This window comes from Luteimonas sp. TWI382 (assembly GCF_039674545.1).
GTDB lineage: Bacteria > Pseudomonadota > Gammaproteobacteria > Xanthomonadales > Xanthomonadaceae > Luteimonas.
Genome location: NZ_JBDJNS010000004.1, coordinates 49,667 through 66,046, shown reverse-complemented (window position 1 = coordinate 66,046; position 16,380 = coordinate 49,667). Strand labels below are relative to the sequence as shown.

The following is a 16,380-nucleotide window of genomic DNA, read 5'->3' as shown; positions in this document are numbered from 1 at the left end:
GGCGAGGGCTGAGTGCGGCCCTCAAGGCGAAGGCGTCTCAGCCGGTGTGTCGTGCACTGCCGCGTCGTGCGCCCAGCGCAAGCGGCGGCCGCCGTCGTGCAGCCAGGCCTCGAATGCGCCGTCCAGGACGAGGTCGCCGGCAGCGAGCACTCGACCGCTGGCATCGATGAGCAGCGGCAATCGCTCGCGAAGCCAGGGCGGCACCGCGCGATCCTGCAGCACGTGCTTGAGCGCGTGCGAATGGGGCCGACCGGGCAGGGCGATCCGCTCGCCGCCGCGCCGGGCCCGGACCTGCCAGTCCAAGGGGGCGTCCGGCGGTGGCCCGTGCAGGTGCAACCGGTCGCCGCCGGGCAGCACGAGCGGCGCAGTGCCGGCCCAGTCGACGGCAAACTCGCGCGGCAGCGGCGTGCGTTGCGGCCCTGCGTGCAGCAGGTCGCGCCAGCGCTGCAGCCGGCAGTGCGCCCAGTCGAACTGGGGGCTGCGATCCCCCGCAGGCATCTGCAGCGTGGCCTCGCACCAGGCGCTGCCCTGGCGCGGCAGCGGCGGCAGGCCCAGCGCGGCGATCCAGCGCCGCAGCACCCGCGCACGGCGCGCGGTCGGCAGCGTGCGCAGCCGTGCCACGTCCAGCATCGCCGGGTCGGATGTGCGCACCTTGGCCAGGGCCGCGGTGTCTTCGTCGTCGAGCAGGGCGATCGTCGTGCGCTGCAGCGTCGCGACATCGGTCAGCACGGCGTCGGCCTGCGGCCAGCGTGTGCGCAGCAGCGGCAGCACACGATTGCGCAGGAAGTTGCGGTCGGCGTCGTCTGCGGCGTTGCTCGGATCCTCGATCCAATGCAGGCCGTGGCGCATGGCATAGGCCAGCAGTTGCGCGCGCGCTACTGCCAACAACGGCCGCCACAGCCAGCCGGCGCCGAAGGGCCGCAGTGGCCGCATCGCGGCCAGCCCGTCGGGACCGGCCCCGCGCAACGCGCGCAGCAGCACGGTCTCGGCCTGGTCGTCGCGGTGGTGGGCCAGGACCGCGACCGCTCCGGGTGGCAACCGCGCCTGCAGCGCGGCATGGCGGGCCTCGCGCGCCGCGGCCTCCGGGCCGCGGTCGCCGTCGCGCGCGACGGTCACGCGCAGCACCTCGCAGCGCACGCCCAGCGCGGCGCAGACGGCCTCGCAATGCGCGGCCCAGGCGTCGGCCTGCGGCTGCAGGCCGTGGTGGACGTGCAGCGCGACCAGGCCGCGTACGCGCGCGCGCGCATCGTGTGCGAGCAGGTGCAGCAGGGCGGTCGAGTCGAGGCCGCCGCTGAACGCCACGTGCAGCGGTCCGTCGCCGGGCGGCGCGGGCAGCGTCGGGTCTGGGAACGGCGCGGACATCCGCGCATGGTGCCATGCGATCGGAATGCAGCGATCCGGCCGCGTGGTCGCGGACGCGGGGGCACAGGGCCTACAGTCGGCGACCCGCCTGCAGGAACCTGCAATGTCCGATCTGTTCTCTGCGCTGGCGCAACGCGCGCTGACGCTGCGCAACCGCATCGCCGTCTCGCCGATGTGCCAGTACAGCGCCGTCGACGGGATGCCCGACCACTGGCATCTGGTGCACCTGGGCAGCCGCGCGGTCGGCGGCGCCGGCCTGGTGATCGCCGAGGCCACGGCGGTACTGCCCCAAGGTCGCATCTCGCCCGACGACGTCGGCCTGTGGAACGATGCCCAGACGCAGGCCTGGGCGCCGATCGCGGCGTTCGTGCGTGCGCAGGGCGCGGTGCCTGGAATCCAGCTGGCGCACGCCGGGCGCAAGGCGAGCACCTACGCCCCGTGGCGGGGCCATGGCGCGGTCGCGCAGGCCAACGGCGGCTGGCAGGTCGTCGCGCCGTCGGCGTCGGCCTACAGCGAGCGTTACCCCGCGCCGGTCGCGCTCGATGCCGACGGCATCGCCGGCGTCGTCGCGGCATTCCGCGCGGCCGCGCAGCGCGCGCTCGCCGCCGGCTTCGAGCTGGTCGAACTCCACGCCGCCCACGGCTATCTGTTGCACCAGTTCCTCTCGCCGTTGTCGAACACCCGCGACGATGCCTGGGGCGGCGGCTTCGAAGGCCGGACGCGTCTGGTGCTGGCGGTCGTCGATGCGGTGCGTGACGTCTGGCCCGAGCGGCTGCCGCTGTGGCTCCGGCTCTCGGCGACCGACTGGGTCGAGGGCGGCTGGGACGTCGAGCAGAGCGTCGCATTGGCGCGGCTGCTGGCGCCGCGCGGGGTCGACCTGCTCGACGTGTCGTCGGGCGGGCTGTCGCCGGCGCAGCAGATCGATGCGGTGCCCGGCTACCAGGTGCCGTTCGCCCGGCGCATCCGCGCCGAGGCCGGCATCGCGACCGGCGCGGTCGGGCTGATCACGACGCCCGAGCAGGCCGAGCGCATCGTCGCCGACGGCGACGCGGACGTGGTGCTGCTGGCGCGCGAGCTGCTGCGCGATCCCTACTTCCCCAGGCGCGCGGCGCAGGCGCTGGGCGCGTCGCTCGAGCCGCCGGCGCAGTACCAGCGCGCTTGGTAACAGCGCGCGTCGCCCGAAAAGCGCGGTACGGGACGGGCAGACGCCCGTCCCGATGCGATCACGCTGCCTCGTAGGCGCCGTAGCTGCGCAGACGCTCGTAGCGGCGCTGCAGCAGGGTCTCGACCGGCAGTTGCTCGAGCTGGTCGAGTTCGTTCATCAGCACCGCCTTGAGCCGCGTCGCGGTCTGCCGCGGATTGCGGTGGGCGCCACCGATCGGCTCGCGCACGACCTTGTCGATCAGCCCCAGCTGCTTGAGCCGCTTGGCGGTCAGGCCGAGCTGCTCGGCGGCATCGCGCGCCTTGGCCGCGTCCTTCCACAGGATGGACGCGCAGCCTTCGGGCGAGATCACCGAATAGGTGCTGTACTCGAGCATCACCGTACGGTCGCCCACGCCGATCGCCAGCGCGCCGCCCGAGCCGCCTTCGCCGATGACGGTGCAGATGATCGGGACGCGCAACTCGGCCATCTCCATCAGATTGCGCGCGATCGCTTCCGACTGGCCGCGCTCCTCGGCGCCGATGCCCGGGTAGGCACCGGGCGTGTCGATGAAGGTCAGCAGCGGCAGCTTGAATCGCTCGGCCATCTTCATCAGCCGCAGCGCCTTGCGGTAGCCCTCCGGGCGCGGCATGCCGAAGTTGCGCCGCACCTTGGTCTTGGTGTCGCGGCCCTTCTGGTGGCCGATGATCATGACGCTGCGCCCATCGATGCGGCCCAGGCCGCCGACGATCGCGGCATCGTCGCCGTAGGCGCGGTCGCCGGCCAGTTCCTCGAACTCGTCGCAGAACGTGCGGATGTAGTCGTTGGTGTAGGGCCGCTGCGGGTGGCGTGCCAACTGCGAGACCTGCCACGGGGTCAGATCGCGGAAGATGTGCGCGGTGCGCTTGCGCAGCTTGTCGCGCAACGTGGCCAGTTCGGCGTCGATGTTGACGGCCGGGCCATCGCTGGCCTGGCGCAGTTCCTGGATCTTGGCTTCCAGGTCGGCGATGGGCTGCTCGAAATCGAGGTAGTTCGGGTTCATGACGCGCCGTCGGGTGACTTGGGGGAAAGTGTAGCCGACCGGCCCTGGGCGCCCCGTACGGCGGGGTGCGTTGGAACGGCCGGAAGGGCGACCGGGCGGCCGGGCCTCACCGGGGCAGGACCAGCGCGCCGGCGCCCATCAGCCGTCCGTAGAGGTCGATGAAATCGTTGTAGGCCTGGTTGTCCTGGGGGCTCTGATCGACGTGCAGCATCGCGGTTGCGCCGGTGACGGCCATCAGGGCCTCGTGCGAGCGCTTGCGCACCGCCTCGCAATCGGCCGCATCGTTGACCTGCAGGCGCTGCGCGTAGGCCTGGCGCAGCGGCGCCGAATGGGGCTCGAACGCCTGCGGCAGCGGCGGCAGCTCGGCCGGTGCGGTCTCCAGCGCCCGCGCCGGCTGCGTGTAGCCGCCTGGGTGCAGCCGCGCAAACTCGCCCTGGCGGTCGCTGGCGTCCTCGATGTAGTCGATGAATGCCTGGGGCGTGAACAGCTTGGTGCTGATCTTGCCGCCATTCTCCGGAATCCGCGCCACGGTCTGTTGCTTAGGGAACGCCTCGCGCACGCCGAAGTCCCAGGACCGGTCGATGAACAGGCCGGTGTACTGCTCGAAGGGCCCTTCGTAGACCGCGTCGCCGAGCTCAACGGTGGCGATCGCCGCGCCGAAGTTGCGCAGCTTGGACGCGTCGGCGACGTAGATCTCGCGGGCCAGCACGTAGTCCGACAGCGTCGGGTTGATCAACGTGCCGCGTTCGGCGCCGCAGACCGAGATCCGGACCTCGCCGGTACGCTCGGCGCGCAGTGTGTGCGGGCCGGCGTCGAGTTCCAGCGCCGCGCTCGCGCCGGGCGCCACCTCGTGGGTCTTGCCGTCGATGGTGACCTGGACTGGCGCGTCGGTGGGGTTATCGATCTCGAACGAGGGCGTGGACGGGCTGCAGGCGGCGAGCAGCAACACAGCGCTCGCCGTAGCGAAGGATCGGATCATCGTGTCTCTCTTGGACGGGGGGGAGTGGGGCCTTCAGCCGGCCCGGTTCAGTGCGCCCATGGCTTGCTCATGTCGAGCCGAGCGACCCGCACGCCCGGCTGCGCGCGCAGCGTGCCGGGCAGTTCGGCATCGGCGCGGACGCCGTGGCTGCCGTTGACCTCGAGCGTGCCGGCTGCGCCGGCGGGCAGCAGCAGGTCGAGGCGCAGCGCGGTCTTGCCGGGCCGGTGCTGCGCCAGGAGCTGTTCGATCCGCGCCATCGTGCCGGGCACGCGCAGGTCCAGGCGCAGCGACAGCCGACGCGCGTGTTCGGGGCAGACCGCGTGGAAATCCCAGCAGCGCTTGACCCGCAACGCGAAGCCGCCGCTGAACTCGTCCTCGCGCAGGCCGCCCTCGACGATCAGGATGCGGTCGCGGGTCAGCAGATGCGCGTACTCGGCACTGGTCTCGGAGAAGAAGCCGCACTCGAGCCGGCCGCGGCCGTCCTCGAGCAGCACGAAGGCCTGCGCGTCGCCGCGCTTGCGCATCGACGACACCTGGCCGGCGACGATGACCTGGGTCTCAGGTCGCCAGCTGTTGCCGCCGGCCTTGGCATCGCGCGCGGCCCACAGGCTGTCGAGCTGGCCGAGGTCGGTGCCCACCAGCGCCTGCAACTCCTCACGGTAGGGGTCGAGCGGATGTCCGCTGAGGTAATGGCCGAGTGTCTCGCGTTCGCCGTCGAGCTTCTGCCGCAGCGGCCATTCGTCGCATTCGGGCAGATCGATGTGCAGCACGTCGTCGCCGCCCATGGCGCTGCCGAACATGTCGACGATGCCGGCGCTGCGGTTGCGCGCGAGCTGGTCGGTGGCCTTGATCGCCTCGGGCAATTGCAGCATCAGCGAGGCGCGGTTGCGGCCCAGCGCGTCGAGCGCACCGGCGTTGATCAGGGCTTCGAGCGTGCGCTTGTTCAGGCGCTGCGAATCGACCCGGCGGCAGAAGTCGAGCAGGTCGGTGTAGACCCCGCCGCGCGCGCGCGCTTCGACCACGTTCTCGCAGGCGCCGCGGCCCACGCCCTTCACCGCGCCCAGGCCGTAGCGGATCGTCGTGGGGTCGATCGCCTCGAACATGTACGCCGAGGCGTTGACGTCGGGCGGCAGCACCTCCAGGCCCATCGCCCGCGCCTCGGTCAGAAAGCCGGTAACCTTGTCGGTGTTGTCCATGTCCGAGGACAGCACGGCGGCCATGAACTCGGCCGGGTAATGCACCTTGAGCCACGCGGTCTGGTAGGCGACCAGCGCGTAGGCGGCCGAGTGCGACTTGTTGAAGCCGTACTCGGCGAACTTCTCCATCAGGTCGAAGATCGACGTGGCGACCTTGGGATCGACACCGTTCGCGGCCGCGCCGGCCTCGAACTTGGCGCGTTCCTTGGCCATCTCCTCGGCCTTCTTCTTGCCCATCGCGCGGCGCAGCAGGTCCGCGCCGCCGAGCGAATAGCCGGCCAGGACCTGGGCGATCTGCATCACCTGTTCCTGATAGACGATGACGCCGTAGGTGGGCGAGAGCACCGGCTCGAGCGAGGGGTGCGGATAGGTCACGTCCGTGCGGCCGTGCTTGCGGTCGACCCATTCTTTGTCCATCCCCGAACCCAGCGGGCCGGGACGGAACAACGCGGCGAGCGCGATGATGTCCTCGAAGGTGTCGGGCTGCGCGCGCTTGAGCAGTTCGCGCATGCCGCGCGATTCGAACTGGAACACCGCGACCGTATCGCCGCGGGCAAACAGGTCGTAGGAAGCCACATCGTCGAGCGGCAGCGCGGCGATGTCGAGCGGCGCCTCGCCGGCCGCCGCGCGCCGCCGGTTGATGGCCTTGACCGCCCAGTCGATGATGGTGAGCGTACGCAGGCCCAGGAAGTCGAACTTCACCAGGCCCACCGATTCCACGTCGTCCTTGTCGAACTGGGTGACCGGGTTGCGGCCGCGGCCGCCTTCGTCGTGTTCGGCGAACAGCGGGCAGAAATCCGACAGCGGCGAGGGCGCGATGACCACGCCGCCGGCGTGCTTGCCGGCGTTGCGAGTCAGGTCCTCGAGCTGTAGCGCCAGGTCCAGCAGGTCGCGGACGTCGTCCTCGTCGTTGTAGCGCGCGATCAACTCGTCCGAGCGCCAGGCATCGTCGCTGCGCGATTTGTCGGTGCGCCCCAGCGCATCCTCCAGGCCGATGCCCAGCGTCATCGGCACCAGCTTGGAGATGCCGTCGACCATGCCGTAGGGAAAGCCCAGCACGCGGCCGGTGTCGCGTACGACCGCCTTGGCCGCCATCGTGCCGTAGGTGATGATCTGGCTGACGCGGTCGCGGCCGTACTTGGCGGCGACGTAATCGATGACCTCGTCGCGCCGGTCCATGCAGAAGTCGATGTCGAAGTCGGGCATCGACACGCGTTCGGGATTGAGGAAGCGCTCGAACAGCAGGTCGTAGGGCAGCGGGTCGAGATCGGTGATCTTCAGCGCCCAGGCCACCAGCGAACCGGCGCCCGAACCGCGGCCCGGACCGACCGGGATGTCGTGCTCCTTGGCCCACTTGATGAAGTCCGAGACGATCAGGAAGTAGCCCGGGAAGCCCATCTTGCAGATGACGTCGAGCTCGATGTCCAGCCGCTCGAAATAGCTTTCCCGGGTGTGTCCGGGCGCCAGCGGGTACTTCGCCAGCCGCTCCTCCAGGCCCTCGCGCGATTGCACCCGGATCCAGCTGTCGAGGGTTTCCTCAGCGGGCACCGGGTAAGCGGGCAGGTAGTAGGTGCCCAGGCGCAACTCGAGATTGCAGCGCTGCGCCAGCGCCAGCGTGTTGTCGATCGCATCGGGCGCGTCGGCGAACAGCGCGGCCATCTCATCGGCCGACTTGAAGTACTGCTCGCGGGTGTAGAGGTGAGGCCGGCGTGGATCGTCGAGCACCCGGCCGGTGGCGATGCACACGCGCGCCTCGTGCGCGTCGAAGCCCTCGGCATCGAGGAAGCGCACGTCGTTGCCGGCCACCACCGGCAGCGACAGGTCGGACGAGACCTGCATCGCGAGCGCGTTGTGGACCGTTTCCTCATCGACGCCGCAGCGGGTGAGCTGCAGGAACAAGCGCTCGTCGAACACCTCGCGCCACTGCGTGTACCACTGCCGTGCCAGGTCATGGCGGCCACCAGCGAGCAACCGCGCGGCCGGCCCGTGGCGCCCGGCGATCGCGAACAGGCCGGCATTGCATTCGCGCAGCCAATCGGGCCGCACCACCACGCCGTCGGTCCGGTGGCCCTCCATCCAGGCGCGCGTCAGCAGACGCGACAGCGACAGGTAGCCGTCGTGGTCGCGGCACAGCAGCGTCAGCGTCGAGGCCGGCTCGTCGCCTTCGGCCAGCGAGATATCGGCGCCCATGACCGGCTTGATGCCCGCGCCTTCGGCCGCGCGGTAGAACTTCACCAGCGCGAACAGGTTGTTGCGGTCGGTCAGCGCGACCGAGGGCTGGCCGAGCTCGGCGCAGCGTTTGACCAGCGCCTTGATCCGGATCGTCGAATCGGCGAGCGAGTATTCGCTGTGGACGTGAAGGTGGACGAAGCGCGCGGGCATTGCGGGGGCGAGGCGGCCGGAGCGTCAGGGTAGGGCCGTGGCGGGGGGCGGACAAGGCTTGACAGCCGGGCGACTGCCGCGCGGCGCGGCCGGGCAGCCGCCGCAGGGCAGTCGGCGTTCAGGCCAGGGCGGGCGCGCCGAACAGATCCGCCAGCGCGGGCGGCGGCGCGGGTGCGAGCAGCCGGGAGACGGGGGCGAAGCTGCGCCGATGGTGGATGCACGGGCCGTGGCGCTCGAGCGCGGCGAAGTGCGACGGGGCGCTGTAGCCCTTGTGGCGGTCGAAGCCGTAGACAGGAAACTGCGCGTGCAGTGCGACCATCGCGCGGTCGCGGGCGACCTTGGCGAGGATCGAGGCGGCCATGATCGCTTCTTCGATGGCGTCGCCGCCGACGATCGCGCGCGCCGGACACGGCAGGCCGGGCGGCAGCCGGTTGCCGTCGACGAGCACCCGCTCGGCGGCCGGGGCCAGCGCCTGCACCGCGCGGGTCATGCCGACGTGCGTGGCGTGGTAGATGTTGATGCGGTCGATTTCCTCGACGCCGACGAACTCGATCCGCCAGGCCAGCGCGCGCTCGACGATCTGCGGATACAGCGCCTCGCGGCGCTTTTCGGTCAGCTTCTTGGAGTCGTCGAGGCCGGCGATCGGCCGCTTGGGGTGCAGCACGACGGCCGCGACCACGACCGGGCCGGCCAAGGGGCCGCGCCCGGCTTCATCGACGCCGGCCACACGCAGGCGCCGGGTCATGCCGGCGTCCCGTGATGGGAACCGGCCGGCAGCGCTGGCGGCGCCAGCTGCGCAACGGCGTCGGCGGCGCTCGCCGAAGCGCCCTGGCGCAACTGCAGATGCAGGTCGCGGTAGATGGGCTGCAGCGCGGCGCTGGCGGCGGGGTCTTCGAACCAGTGCAGCACCGCCTCGGCCAGCCGTTCGGGCGTGCAGTCCTCCTGGATCAGCTCGGGCACGATCGCGCGGCCGGCGAGCATGTTGGGCAGAGAATAGCGATCGACTTTCATCAGCTTCAGCAGCCGGACGATGAACGCCGTGCTCGGGGCGATGCGGTAGCCCACGACCATCGGCCGCTTGGCCAGCAGTGCCTCGAGGGTCGCGGTGCCCGAGGCCAGCAGCACCACGTCGGAGGCGACCATCGCGGCGCGCGCCTGGCCATCGAGGACGCGCACGTCAAGCGCGGCGAACCGCGGATGCGCCAGCAGGGCGTCGATCGCCGCACGGCAACCGGCATTGGCCGCCGGCACGACGATGCGCAGGCCCGGCAGACGGGTGGCGACGCGGGCGGCAGCATCGAGGAAGGTGTCGCCCAGGCGCCCGATCTCACCCAGCCGGGAGCCGGGCAGCACCGCCAGCACCGGCGCGTCGCCGTCGAGCGCAAGCGCCCGGCGCGCGGCATCGCGATCGGGCTCGAGCGCGAGCATCTCGGCCAGCGGATGGCCGACGAAGCGCGCATCGACGCCGTGTGCGGCGTAGATCGGCGGCTCGGTCGGGAACAGGCACAGCACCCGGTCTGCGCTGCGTCCGATCTTCGCCGCGCGGCCCTGGCGCCAAGCCCAGATCGACGGACTGACGTAGTGCACCGTGCGGATGCCGTGCTGCTTGAGCGTGCGCTCCAGCCCGAGATTGAAGTCCGGTGCGTCGATGCCGACGAACACGTCCGGCCGCCAGGCCAGCAGGCGGGCGCGCAACGCGCGGCGCAACCGCAGCAAGCGCGGCAGGTGCCGCAGCACCTCGCTCAAGCCCATGACCGCCAGTTCCGAGGCGTCGTACCAGGTCGTCATCCCGGCCGCGCGCATCGCATCGCCGCCGACGCCGACGCACTCGATATCGGGGTGGCTCGCCCGCAAGCGTTCGATCAGCCCCGCACCGAGCAGGTCGCCGGAGGCTTCGCCGGCGACCAGCGCGACGCGAAGCGGGGGCTTGGCGGCGCGTTGGACGTTCTGGATGCTGGGTTCGGGATTCGACACGACAGATCGACGGCGCAGGGATCGGGGCATTGTGCCCGCTCGACGCCCGAATCCCGAATTCCCGATCCGGGCGTCAGCGCAGCAGCGGCCGCTCGCTGGCGTCGATGAACGCGAGCATCGCGCGGACATCGGCGCTGTCCTGGGCCAGTTCCGCCAGTCGAGCGCGGGCAGCCTCGAGCGGTTCGCCCGAGACGTACAGCGCGCGATAGGCGCGCTTGATCGCGGCGGTGCGGTCGGCGTCGAAGCCGCGGCGCTTGAGACCCTCGGCGTTGATGCCGCGCGGGCGGCCGTAGCCGTCTTGGGCGACCATCACGAACGGCGGCACGTCGCCGTTGACGAACGCGCCCATGCCGATGAACGCGTGCGCGCCGATCCGACAGAACTGGTGGATGCCGACGAAGCCGCTGAGGATCACGTGATCGCCGACCTCGACGTGGCCGGCCAGTGTGGCGTTGTTGGAGAACACGCAATGGTTGCCGACGATGCAGTCGTGGGCGACGTGGGTATAGGCCAGCAGCCAGTTGTCGTCGCCGATGCGGGTCGCGCCGCCGCCGTCGCCGGTACCGCGGTTGATCGTGACGAACTCGCGGATCGTGTTGCGATCGCCGATGGTCAGTTCGACCCGCTCGCCGCGGAACTTCTTGTCCTGCGGTTCGCCGCCGATCGCGGCGTGGCCGTGGACGCGGTTGTCGCGTCCGATCGTGGTCGGGCCGTGGATGCTGCAATGGGGCCCGATCACGGTGCCATCGCCGATCTCGACCTCGGGGCCGATGATCGTGAAGGCGCCGATGCGCACGCCGGCGCCGAGCCTGGCGCCGGGATCGACGACGGCCGTGGCGTGGATCGCGGCCTCGGTCATCGTCAGTCCTTCACTTCCGCGCACAGGATGTCCGCGCATGCGGCCTGGTGGCCGTCCACGCGAGCGATGCCGCTGTAGAGCGTCATGTTGCGGATCTCGCGCTTGATGCTCACCTCCAGCTCCAGCCGGTCGCCAGGTACGACCATGCGCGAGAACTTCGCCGCATCGACCTTGACCAGGTACGACAGCGCGCCCTCGCAGGTGCGGCCGCGACTGAGGTGGCTCAGGATGCCGCCGGCCTGCGCCAGCGCCTCGATCACCAGCACCCCCGGCATCACCGGATGGTCGGGGAAATGGCCCTGGAAGAAGTGCTCGTTGGCCGAGACGTTCTTGTAGCAGAGCACGCGCTTGCCCGACTCGAACTCGACGACGCGGTCGACGAGCAGGAACGGGTAGCGGTGCGGCAGCAGCTTGCGGATGCCGCCGATGTCGATCGGCAGCGTCAGGTCCAACGTCATTCATCCCCCTTTGCGCGCGCGCCGATGCGGCGGGCGAGCGAATCGAGCTGGCGGATCCGCACGGCATTCTTGCGCCATTCCCGGGTGGGCTGGGCAGGAATGCCGGACGAGTACTCGCCCGGCTCGGTGATCGAAGCCGACACCATCGTCATCGCGTGGACGACGACCTTGTCGCAGATTTCAAGATGGCCGGCCACGCCGACCTTGCCGGCCAGCATGCAGTAGCGGCCGATACGGGTGCTGCCGGCGATGCCGACACAGCCGGCGATCGCGGTATGTGCACCAATGTGGACGTTGTGCGCGACCTGGATCAGGTTGTCCAAGCGCACATCCTCCTCGATCACCGTGTCCTCGAGGGCGCCGCAGTCGATCGTGGTGTTGGCGCCGATGTCGCTGTCGTCGCCGACCACCACGCCGCCGAGCTGAGGCACATTGAGCCAGCGGCCGCCCTCCATCGCCAGGCCGAAGCCGTCGGCGCCGAGCACGGCGCCGGGATGGACGGTCACACGCTGGCCCAGTCGGACGCGCTTGACCAGCGACACCCGTGCGACGAGCCGCGCACCTTCACCCACCACGCAGTCCTCGCCGATCGTGCAGCCCGGGCCGATGGTCGCGCCGGCAGCGATCACGCTGCGCGCGCCGATCGTGGTCATCGGGCCGATCGACGCCGTGGGATCGACCGACGCGGTCGCATGGACCACGGCGGAAGGATGGACGCCTGCAGGCGCATCGGCGCGCGGCGCGAACAGCGCGGCGATCTTCGCGTAAGCGACGTAGGGATCGCGCGCGATCAGCGCCGTGCCCGCAAATTCCGCCGCATCGGCCTCGCGCAACACGACGATGCCGGCCGCGGTGTGCGCGAGCTGCGGCCGGTAGCGGGGGTTGGACAGGAACGCGAGCTGGTCGGGACCGGCCGCCGACAGTGTGGCGACGCCGACGACGGCGACGCCGGGATCGCCGTGGACGGTCAGCGCGAAGCGGTCGGCGAGCGCGCGGGCGGTGAGGGGCGCATGGGCAGTCATCGGTCCAGGCGGCTCAGAACGCGCCGCCGAACGTGAACTGCAGGCGCTCGAGCTCGTCGCCGCCACGGATCAGCTCGCCCGAGCCGCCGCGGACTTCCTTCTGGCTGCGCAATGGGTAGGCGTAGCTGATCGAAATCGGGCCGACCGGCGCACGCCACATCAGCGCCACGCCCGCCGAGGCGCGCAGTTCCTTGGCATCCCAGGAATCGATGTTGCGGAACACATTGCCGAAGTCGACGAACGCCGAGATGCGCGCGGCCGGGGACTTGATCAGCTGCGGAAAGAACATCTCGAATGAACCGACGGTCTTGACCGCGCCGCCGATCGGCTGCCGGTAGCTGCTGGCGAACGCGGTCTCGCGCGGGCCCAGGGTGTTGTCGCGGAAGCCGCGCACCGAGCGTGCACCACCGGCGTAGAAGTTCTCGAAGAACGGCAGGCCGGAGGCGGTCACCGTGCGCACGTAATCGGGCGAGGTCGGCTCGCACGGCGAGCTCGGCGTCGGATTGGGATTGGCCTCGGTCGATGCGACGTAGCAGGTGTTGCGCACGATGTCGTCGCCGTAGCTGTCGCCGTAGCCGATCTCGGCACGAGTGTTGAGCACCAGATAGCGGCTGAGCGGCCAGTACTTGGAGATCTCGTAGTTGAGCTTGAAGTACTCGGCGGTCGAGCCGGGCAGGGTGGCCTCCAGCGAGACGCGCTGCATCATGCCGCGGGTGGGCTGCAGATAGTCGTTGCGGGTATCGCGGGCCCAGGCCAGTTCGCTGCGCCAGGCGTGGAAGGTGCGCGAGCCGAACGCCTCGATGTAGTCGACGATCGAGTCGGGCGAGGAGCCGCGCCAGGCGAAGATCTGGTTGCGGTCGACGCCGAACAGCAGCGAGATCGAGTCGTTCTCGGTCAGCGGGATGCCCAGGATGGCCTGGCCGGCGGCGCTGGTCGACGAGTACTGCGCGGTGTTGAACTTGGAGTTGTCGAACTCGCGCCACCACAGGTTGTAGCCCAGCGACATGCCGCCGTCGGTGAAGTACGGATTCATGAACGAGAACGAGTAGCGCTGCAAGTAGGTGTTGCGCTGCGCCTCGACCGACACCCTGTTGCCGCTGCCCAGGAAGTTGTTCTGCGACAGCTGGACCGATGTGGTCACGCCGGCCAGCTGGGAGTAGCCCAGGCCGAACACGAAGCTGCCCGACGTGGTCTCGGTCATGCTGAACACCACATCGACCTGGTCGTTGCTGCCCGGCACCGGCTGGGTCTCGACATTGACGCTGCCCGATTCGAAGTAGCCCAGGCGCTGGAGTCGGACCTTGGAGCGGTCGATCGCGGCCTGCGAGTACCAGCTACCCTCGAACTGGCGCATCTCGCGGCGGATGACCTCGTCGGAGGTGCGGCTGTTGCCCTTGAACTGGATGCGCCGCACCTGCACGCGCGGGCCGGGCACGACCTGCAGGTTGATCGCCACGGTGCGGTTCTCGCGATCGACTTCGGGGATCGGATTGACCTGCGCGAACGCGTAGCCGATGTTGCCGAGCGTGGCGGTGATCGCATCGGAGCTCAGCTCGAGCAACGCGCGCGAGAACACCTGGTCCTTCTTGACGAAGACGCGGCTCTCGATCTCCTCCTTGGGCAGCACCGTGTTGCCGGTGATCTGCACGTCCGACACCTTGTAGATCTCGCCTTCGGTGATGCCGGCGGTGATGAACATGTCGGCCTTGTCGGGGCTGATCGCGACCTGGATGCTGTCTTCGCTGAAGTCGATGTAGCCACGGTCGAGGTAGAAGTTGTGCAGCTTCTCGCGGTCGCCCTCGAGCTTTTCGCGCGAGTACTGGTCGTCGCGGCGGTACCAGCTGAGCCAGTTGGATTCGCCCGACTCCCAGTTGTCGGTCAGCGTATCGAGGTCGTAGACCTCGTTGCCGATGATGTTGATGTGGCGGATCTTGGCCGCCTTGCCTTCCTCGATGTTGATCGCGATGTCGACCCGGTTGCGGTCCAGTCGCGAAACGGTCGGGGTGATCTTGACGTTGTACTTGCCGCGGTTGTTGTACTGGCGGACCAGTTCCTGGGTCACGCGGTCGAGATCGAGGCGGTCGAAGGTCTCGCCTTCCGACAGACCGATGTCGTTGAGGCCCTTGGTCAGGTCCTCGGTCTTGATGTCCTTGTTGCCGGTCAGTGTCAGCCGATTGATCGCCGGGCGTTCGGTGACCGTGAACACCAGGATGTCGCCCTGGCGCGCGACCTGGATGTCCTCGAAGAACCCGGTGCGATAGAGCGCGCGGACCGCCTCGGAGATGCGGGTCTGGTTGACCGCGTCGCCGCGCTCGATCGGCAGGTAGGTGAACACCGTGCCGGCACCGATGCGCTGCAGGCCGTCGACGCGGATGTCGCTGACGGTGAAGCTGCTGGCAGCCGGCGGCGCGAGCGGTGGCAGCGCCGCGGCGGGCGCGGCAGGTGCGTTGGCCGTCGTCTGGGCCCAGGCCGGAGCGGCGATCACCGCGGCGAGGGCGAGGGCGAGCAGGCGGCGGTCGGGGATACGCGTCATTCTTCGGGTCCGGGTAGGGGAGGGAGTCCGGCGCAGGGCGACGGAAACCGGGTCGGGGCGGTTGTCTAGCGCACCAGTTGCAGGATGTCGTTGTAGAACGCCAGGCCCATCAGGCTGGCCAGCAGGGCCAGGCCGACGTACTGCCCGGCCACCATCGTGCGCTCGCTCACGGGGCTGCCTTTGACCAACTCGATAAGGTAATACAACAGGTGGCCCCCATCCAGCAGGGGGATCGGGAGCAGGTTCAGGATCGCAAGACTGAGCGACAGCAGGGCGAGGATCGTCAGATACCAGGCCGCGCCTTGCTGGGCGTAGGTATTGGCCGCCCGGGCAATGGTGATCGGCCCGGCGACGGTGTTCTCCAGGGCCACCCGGCCGGAGAACGCCCGCCCGATCATGCCGACCAACTGGCCGGTCAGATGGCCGACTTCGCGCACCGCGACCGGCGCGGCGGCGAGCACACCGTAGCGCTGCATCGCATCCTTCGGGGGCATGGGCAGGTTGCGCGGGGGCGCGATGCCCAGCGCCCAGTACTGGCCGCGGCCGTCGGGCAGGTCCATGCGTCCGGGGGTGATCTCCAGCGCCAGGCGCTCGCCGTCGCGGGCGACCTCGACCATCGCCGCACCGCCGCGCTCCCCCAACCGCTGGACCAGCGGGCCGATGTCCTCGAATGCGCGCACCGGGCTGCCGTCGACCGCAGTCACACGGTCGCCTTCGGCGAGGATGCCCCAGGCCGCGCTGTCGGGCTCGACCCGTCCCACCAGCGGCGGCACCAGCAGGTGCCGCGGCAGCAGGCCGATGGCCTGGATGAAGCGCCGCTGGTCGAAGCCGTCGGGCAATTGCGACAGGCGCAGGTCGCGCACGACCTGGCGGTCGCCGGCATCGGTGACGCGCAGTGCGATGTCGCGATGGTCGAGTGCGGCCGGCAGCAGTGCCTGGTGGACCTCAGACCAAGTCGGGGTGGCCCGGTTGCCGACCTGGTCGACCCGATCGCCGGGCTGCAGGCCCGACGCCTGGGCGATGCCCGTGCTCTGGCCCACCACCGGCGCGTAGTCGGGCCGTCCGATCACGAACATCGCCCACAGCAGCGCCACGCACAGCAGCAAGTTGGCCAGCGGGCCGGCGGCGACGATCGCGATGCGCTTCCACACCGAGGCCCGGTTGAAGGCCTGGGCGGCCTGGTCGGCGGGCACCGCGCCTTCGCGCTCGTCGAGCATCTTGACGTAGCCGCCCAGCGGCAGCATCGCGATCTGGTACACGGTGCCGTCGCGTCCGCGGCGCGACCACAACGGACGCCCGAAGCCGATCGAAAAGCGCAGCACCTTGACCCCGCAGCGACGCGCAACCCAGTAGTGCCCGAACTCGTGAAAGGTCACGAGCACGCCCAGGCTGACGATCAGCCACCACACCGAGCCGAGGAATTCAGACATCG

General features: G+C 70.1%; 12 protein-coding genes. 1 reads left to right on the top strand and 11 read right to left on the bottom strand.

The window, feature by feature from the left end:
• Positions 1 to 21: 21 nt before the first annotated feature.
• Positions 22 to 1,362 (bottom strand): tRNA lysidine(34) synthetase TilS, encoded by a 1,341-nt coding sequence (gene tilS, locus ABE505_RS04000; RefSeq protein ID WP_346445040.1) that lies wholly within the window; start codon positions 1,360 to 1,362, stop codon positions 22 to 24.
• Positions 1,363 to 1,465: 103 nt separating this feature from the next.
• On the opposite strand from tilS, the gene ABE505_RS03995 reads away from it, so the two are divergent.
• Entirely contained in the window at positions 1,466 to 2,527 is a 1,062-nt protein-coding gene (locus ABE505_RS03995; protein ID WP_346445038.1) for an NADH:flavin oxidoreductase/NADH oxidase, read from the top strand.
• Between the two features lie 58 nt (positions 2,528 to 2,585).
• On the opposite strand, the gene ABE505_RS03990 is transcribed toward ABE505_RS03995, so the two are convergent.
• From ABE505_RS03990 to rseP, 10 genes are all read right to left on the bottom strand, one after another.
• Entirely contained in the window at positions 2,586 to 3,545 is a 960-nt protein-coding gene (locus tag ABE505_RS03990; protein WP_346445036.1) for an acetyl-CoA carboxylase carboxyltransferase subunit alpha, read from the bottom strand.
• Positions 3,546 to 3,651: 106 nt separating this feature from the next.
• Positions 3,652 to 4,524, bottom strand: a complete 873-nt coding sequence (locus ABE505_RS03985) for a hypothetical protein (protein ID WP_346445034.1) — start codon at positions 4,522 to 4,524, stop codon at positions 3,652 to 3,654.
• A 47-nt stretch (positions 4,525 to 4,571) separates the two neighbouring features.
• Positions 4,572 to 8,102 carry a DNA polymerase III subunit alpha gene (gene dnaE / locus ABE505_RS03980; RefSeq protein WP_346445032.1) on the bottom strand — a complete coding sequence of 1,177 codons (3,531 nt, stop codon included), beginning with the start codon at positions 8,100 to 8,102 and terminating at the stop codon, positions 4,572 to 4,574.
• A gap of 118 nt (positions 8,103 to 8,220) precedes the next feature.
• Positions 8,221 to 8,847, bottom strand: a complete 627-nt coding sequence (gene rnhB, locus ABE505_RS03975; protein ID WP_346445030.1) for a ribonuclease HII — start codon at positions 8,845 to 8,847, stop codon at positions 8,221 to 8,223.
• Entirely contained in the window at positions 8,844 to 10,076 is a 1,233-nt protein-coding gene (gene lpxB, locus ABE505_RS03970) for a lipid-A-disaccharide synthase (RefSeq protein ID WP_346445028.1), read from the bottom strand. Before lpxB ends, rnhB begins: the two co-directional genes overlap by 4 nt.
• Before the next feature lie 73 nt (positions 10,077 to 10,149).
• Positions 10,150 to 10,935, bottom strand: coding sequence for an acyl-ACP--UDP-N-acetylglucosamine O-acyltransferase (gene lpxA / locus ABE505_RS03965; protein ID WP_346445026.1), 786 nt, complete (start codon positions 10,933 to 10,935; stop codon positions 10,150 to 10,152).
• A gap of 2 nt (positions 10,936 to 10,937) precedes the next feature.
• Positions 10,938 to 11,393: a 3-hydroxyacyl-ACP dehydratase FabZ gene (gene fabZ / locus ABE505_RS03960; RefSeq protein ID WP_346445024.1), complete on the bottom strand. Its 456-nt coding sequence runs from the start codon at positions 11,391 to 11,393 to the stop codon at positions 10,938 to 10,940.
• Entirely contained in the window at positions 11,390 to 12,415 is a 1,026-nt protein-coding gene (gene lpxD / locus ABE505_RS03955) for a UDP-3-O-(3-hydroxymyristoyl)glucosamine N-acyltransferase (protein ID WP_346445023.1), read from the bottom strand. Before lpxD ends, fabZ begins: the two co-directional genes overlap by 4 nt.
• 13 nt (positions 12,416 to 12,428) lie before the next feature.
• On the bottom strand, positions 12,429 to 14,948 hold the full coding sequence (gene bamA, locus ABE505_RS03950; protein ID WP_346445021.1) for an outer membrane protein assembly factor BamA: 2,520 nt from the start codon (positions 14,946 to 14,948) through the stop codon (positions 12,429 to 12,431).
• Between the two features lie 65 nt (positions 14,949 to 15,013).
• A complete protein-coding gene (rseP, locus tag ABE505_RS03945) occupies positions 15,014 to 16,378 on the bottom strand; it encodes an RIP metalloprotease RseP (protein WP_346445019.1) in 1,365 nt (454 codons plus the stop codon).
• Positions 16,379 to 16,380 lie beyond the last annotated feature (2 nt).

Bases quoted from the DNA above. Each gene is read 5' to 3' on its own strand.
- ABE505_RS03995 (WP_346445038.1), top strand. From the start codon at position 1,466: ATGTCCGATCTGTTCTCTGCGCTGGCGCAACGCGCGCTGACGCTGCGC.
- lpxA (WP_346445026.1), bottom strand. From the start codon at position 10,935: ATGACCGAGGCCGCGATCCACGCCACGGCCGTCGTCGATCCCGGCGCC.
- fabZ (WP_346445024.1), bottom strand. From the start codon at position 11,393: ATGACGTTGGACCTGACGCTGCCGATCGACATCGGCGGCATCCGCAAG.
- ABE505_RS03985 (WP_346445034.1), bottom strand. From the start codon at position 4,524: ATGATCCGATCCTTCGCTACGGCGAGCGCTGTGTTGCTGCTCGCCGCC.
- rseP (WP_346445019.1), bottom strand. From the start codon at position 16,378: ATGTCTGAATTCCTCGGCTCGGTGTGGTGGCTGATCGTCAGCCTGGGC.
- tilS (WP_346445040.1), bottom strand. From the start codon at position 1,362: ATGTCCGCGCCGTTCCCAGACCCGACGCTGCCCGCGCCGCCCGGCGAC.
- ABE505_RS03990 (WP_346445036.1), bottom strand. From the start codon at position 3,545: ATGAACCCGAACTACCTCGATTTCGAGCAGCCCATCGCCGACCTGGAA.
- dnaE (WP_346445032.1), bottom strand. From the start codon at position 8,102: ATGCCCGCGCGCTTCGTCCACCTTCACGTCCACAGCGAATACTCGCTC.
- rnhB (WP_346445030.1), bottom strand. From the start codon at position 8,847: ATGACCCGGCGCCTGCGTGTGGCCGGCGTCGATGAAGCCGGGCGCGGC.
- bamA (WP_346445021.1), bottom strand. From the start codon at position 14,948: ATGACGCGTATCCCCGACCGCCGCCTGCTCGCCCTCGCCCTCGCCGCG.
- lpxD (WP_346445023.1), bottom strand. From the start codon at position 12,415: ATGACTGCCCATGCGCCCCTCACCGCCCGCGCGCTCGCCGACCGCTTC.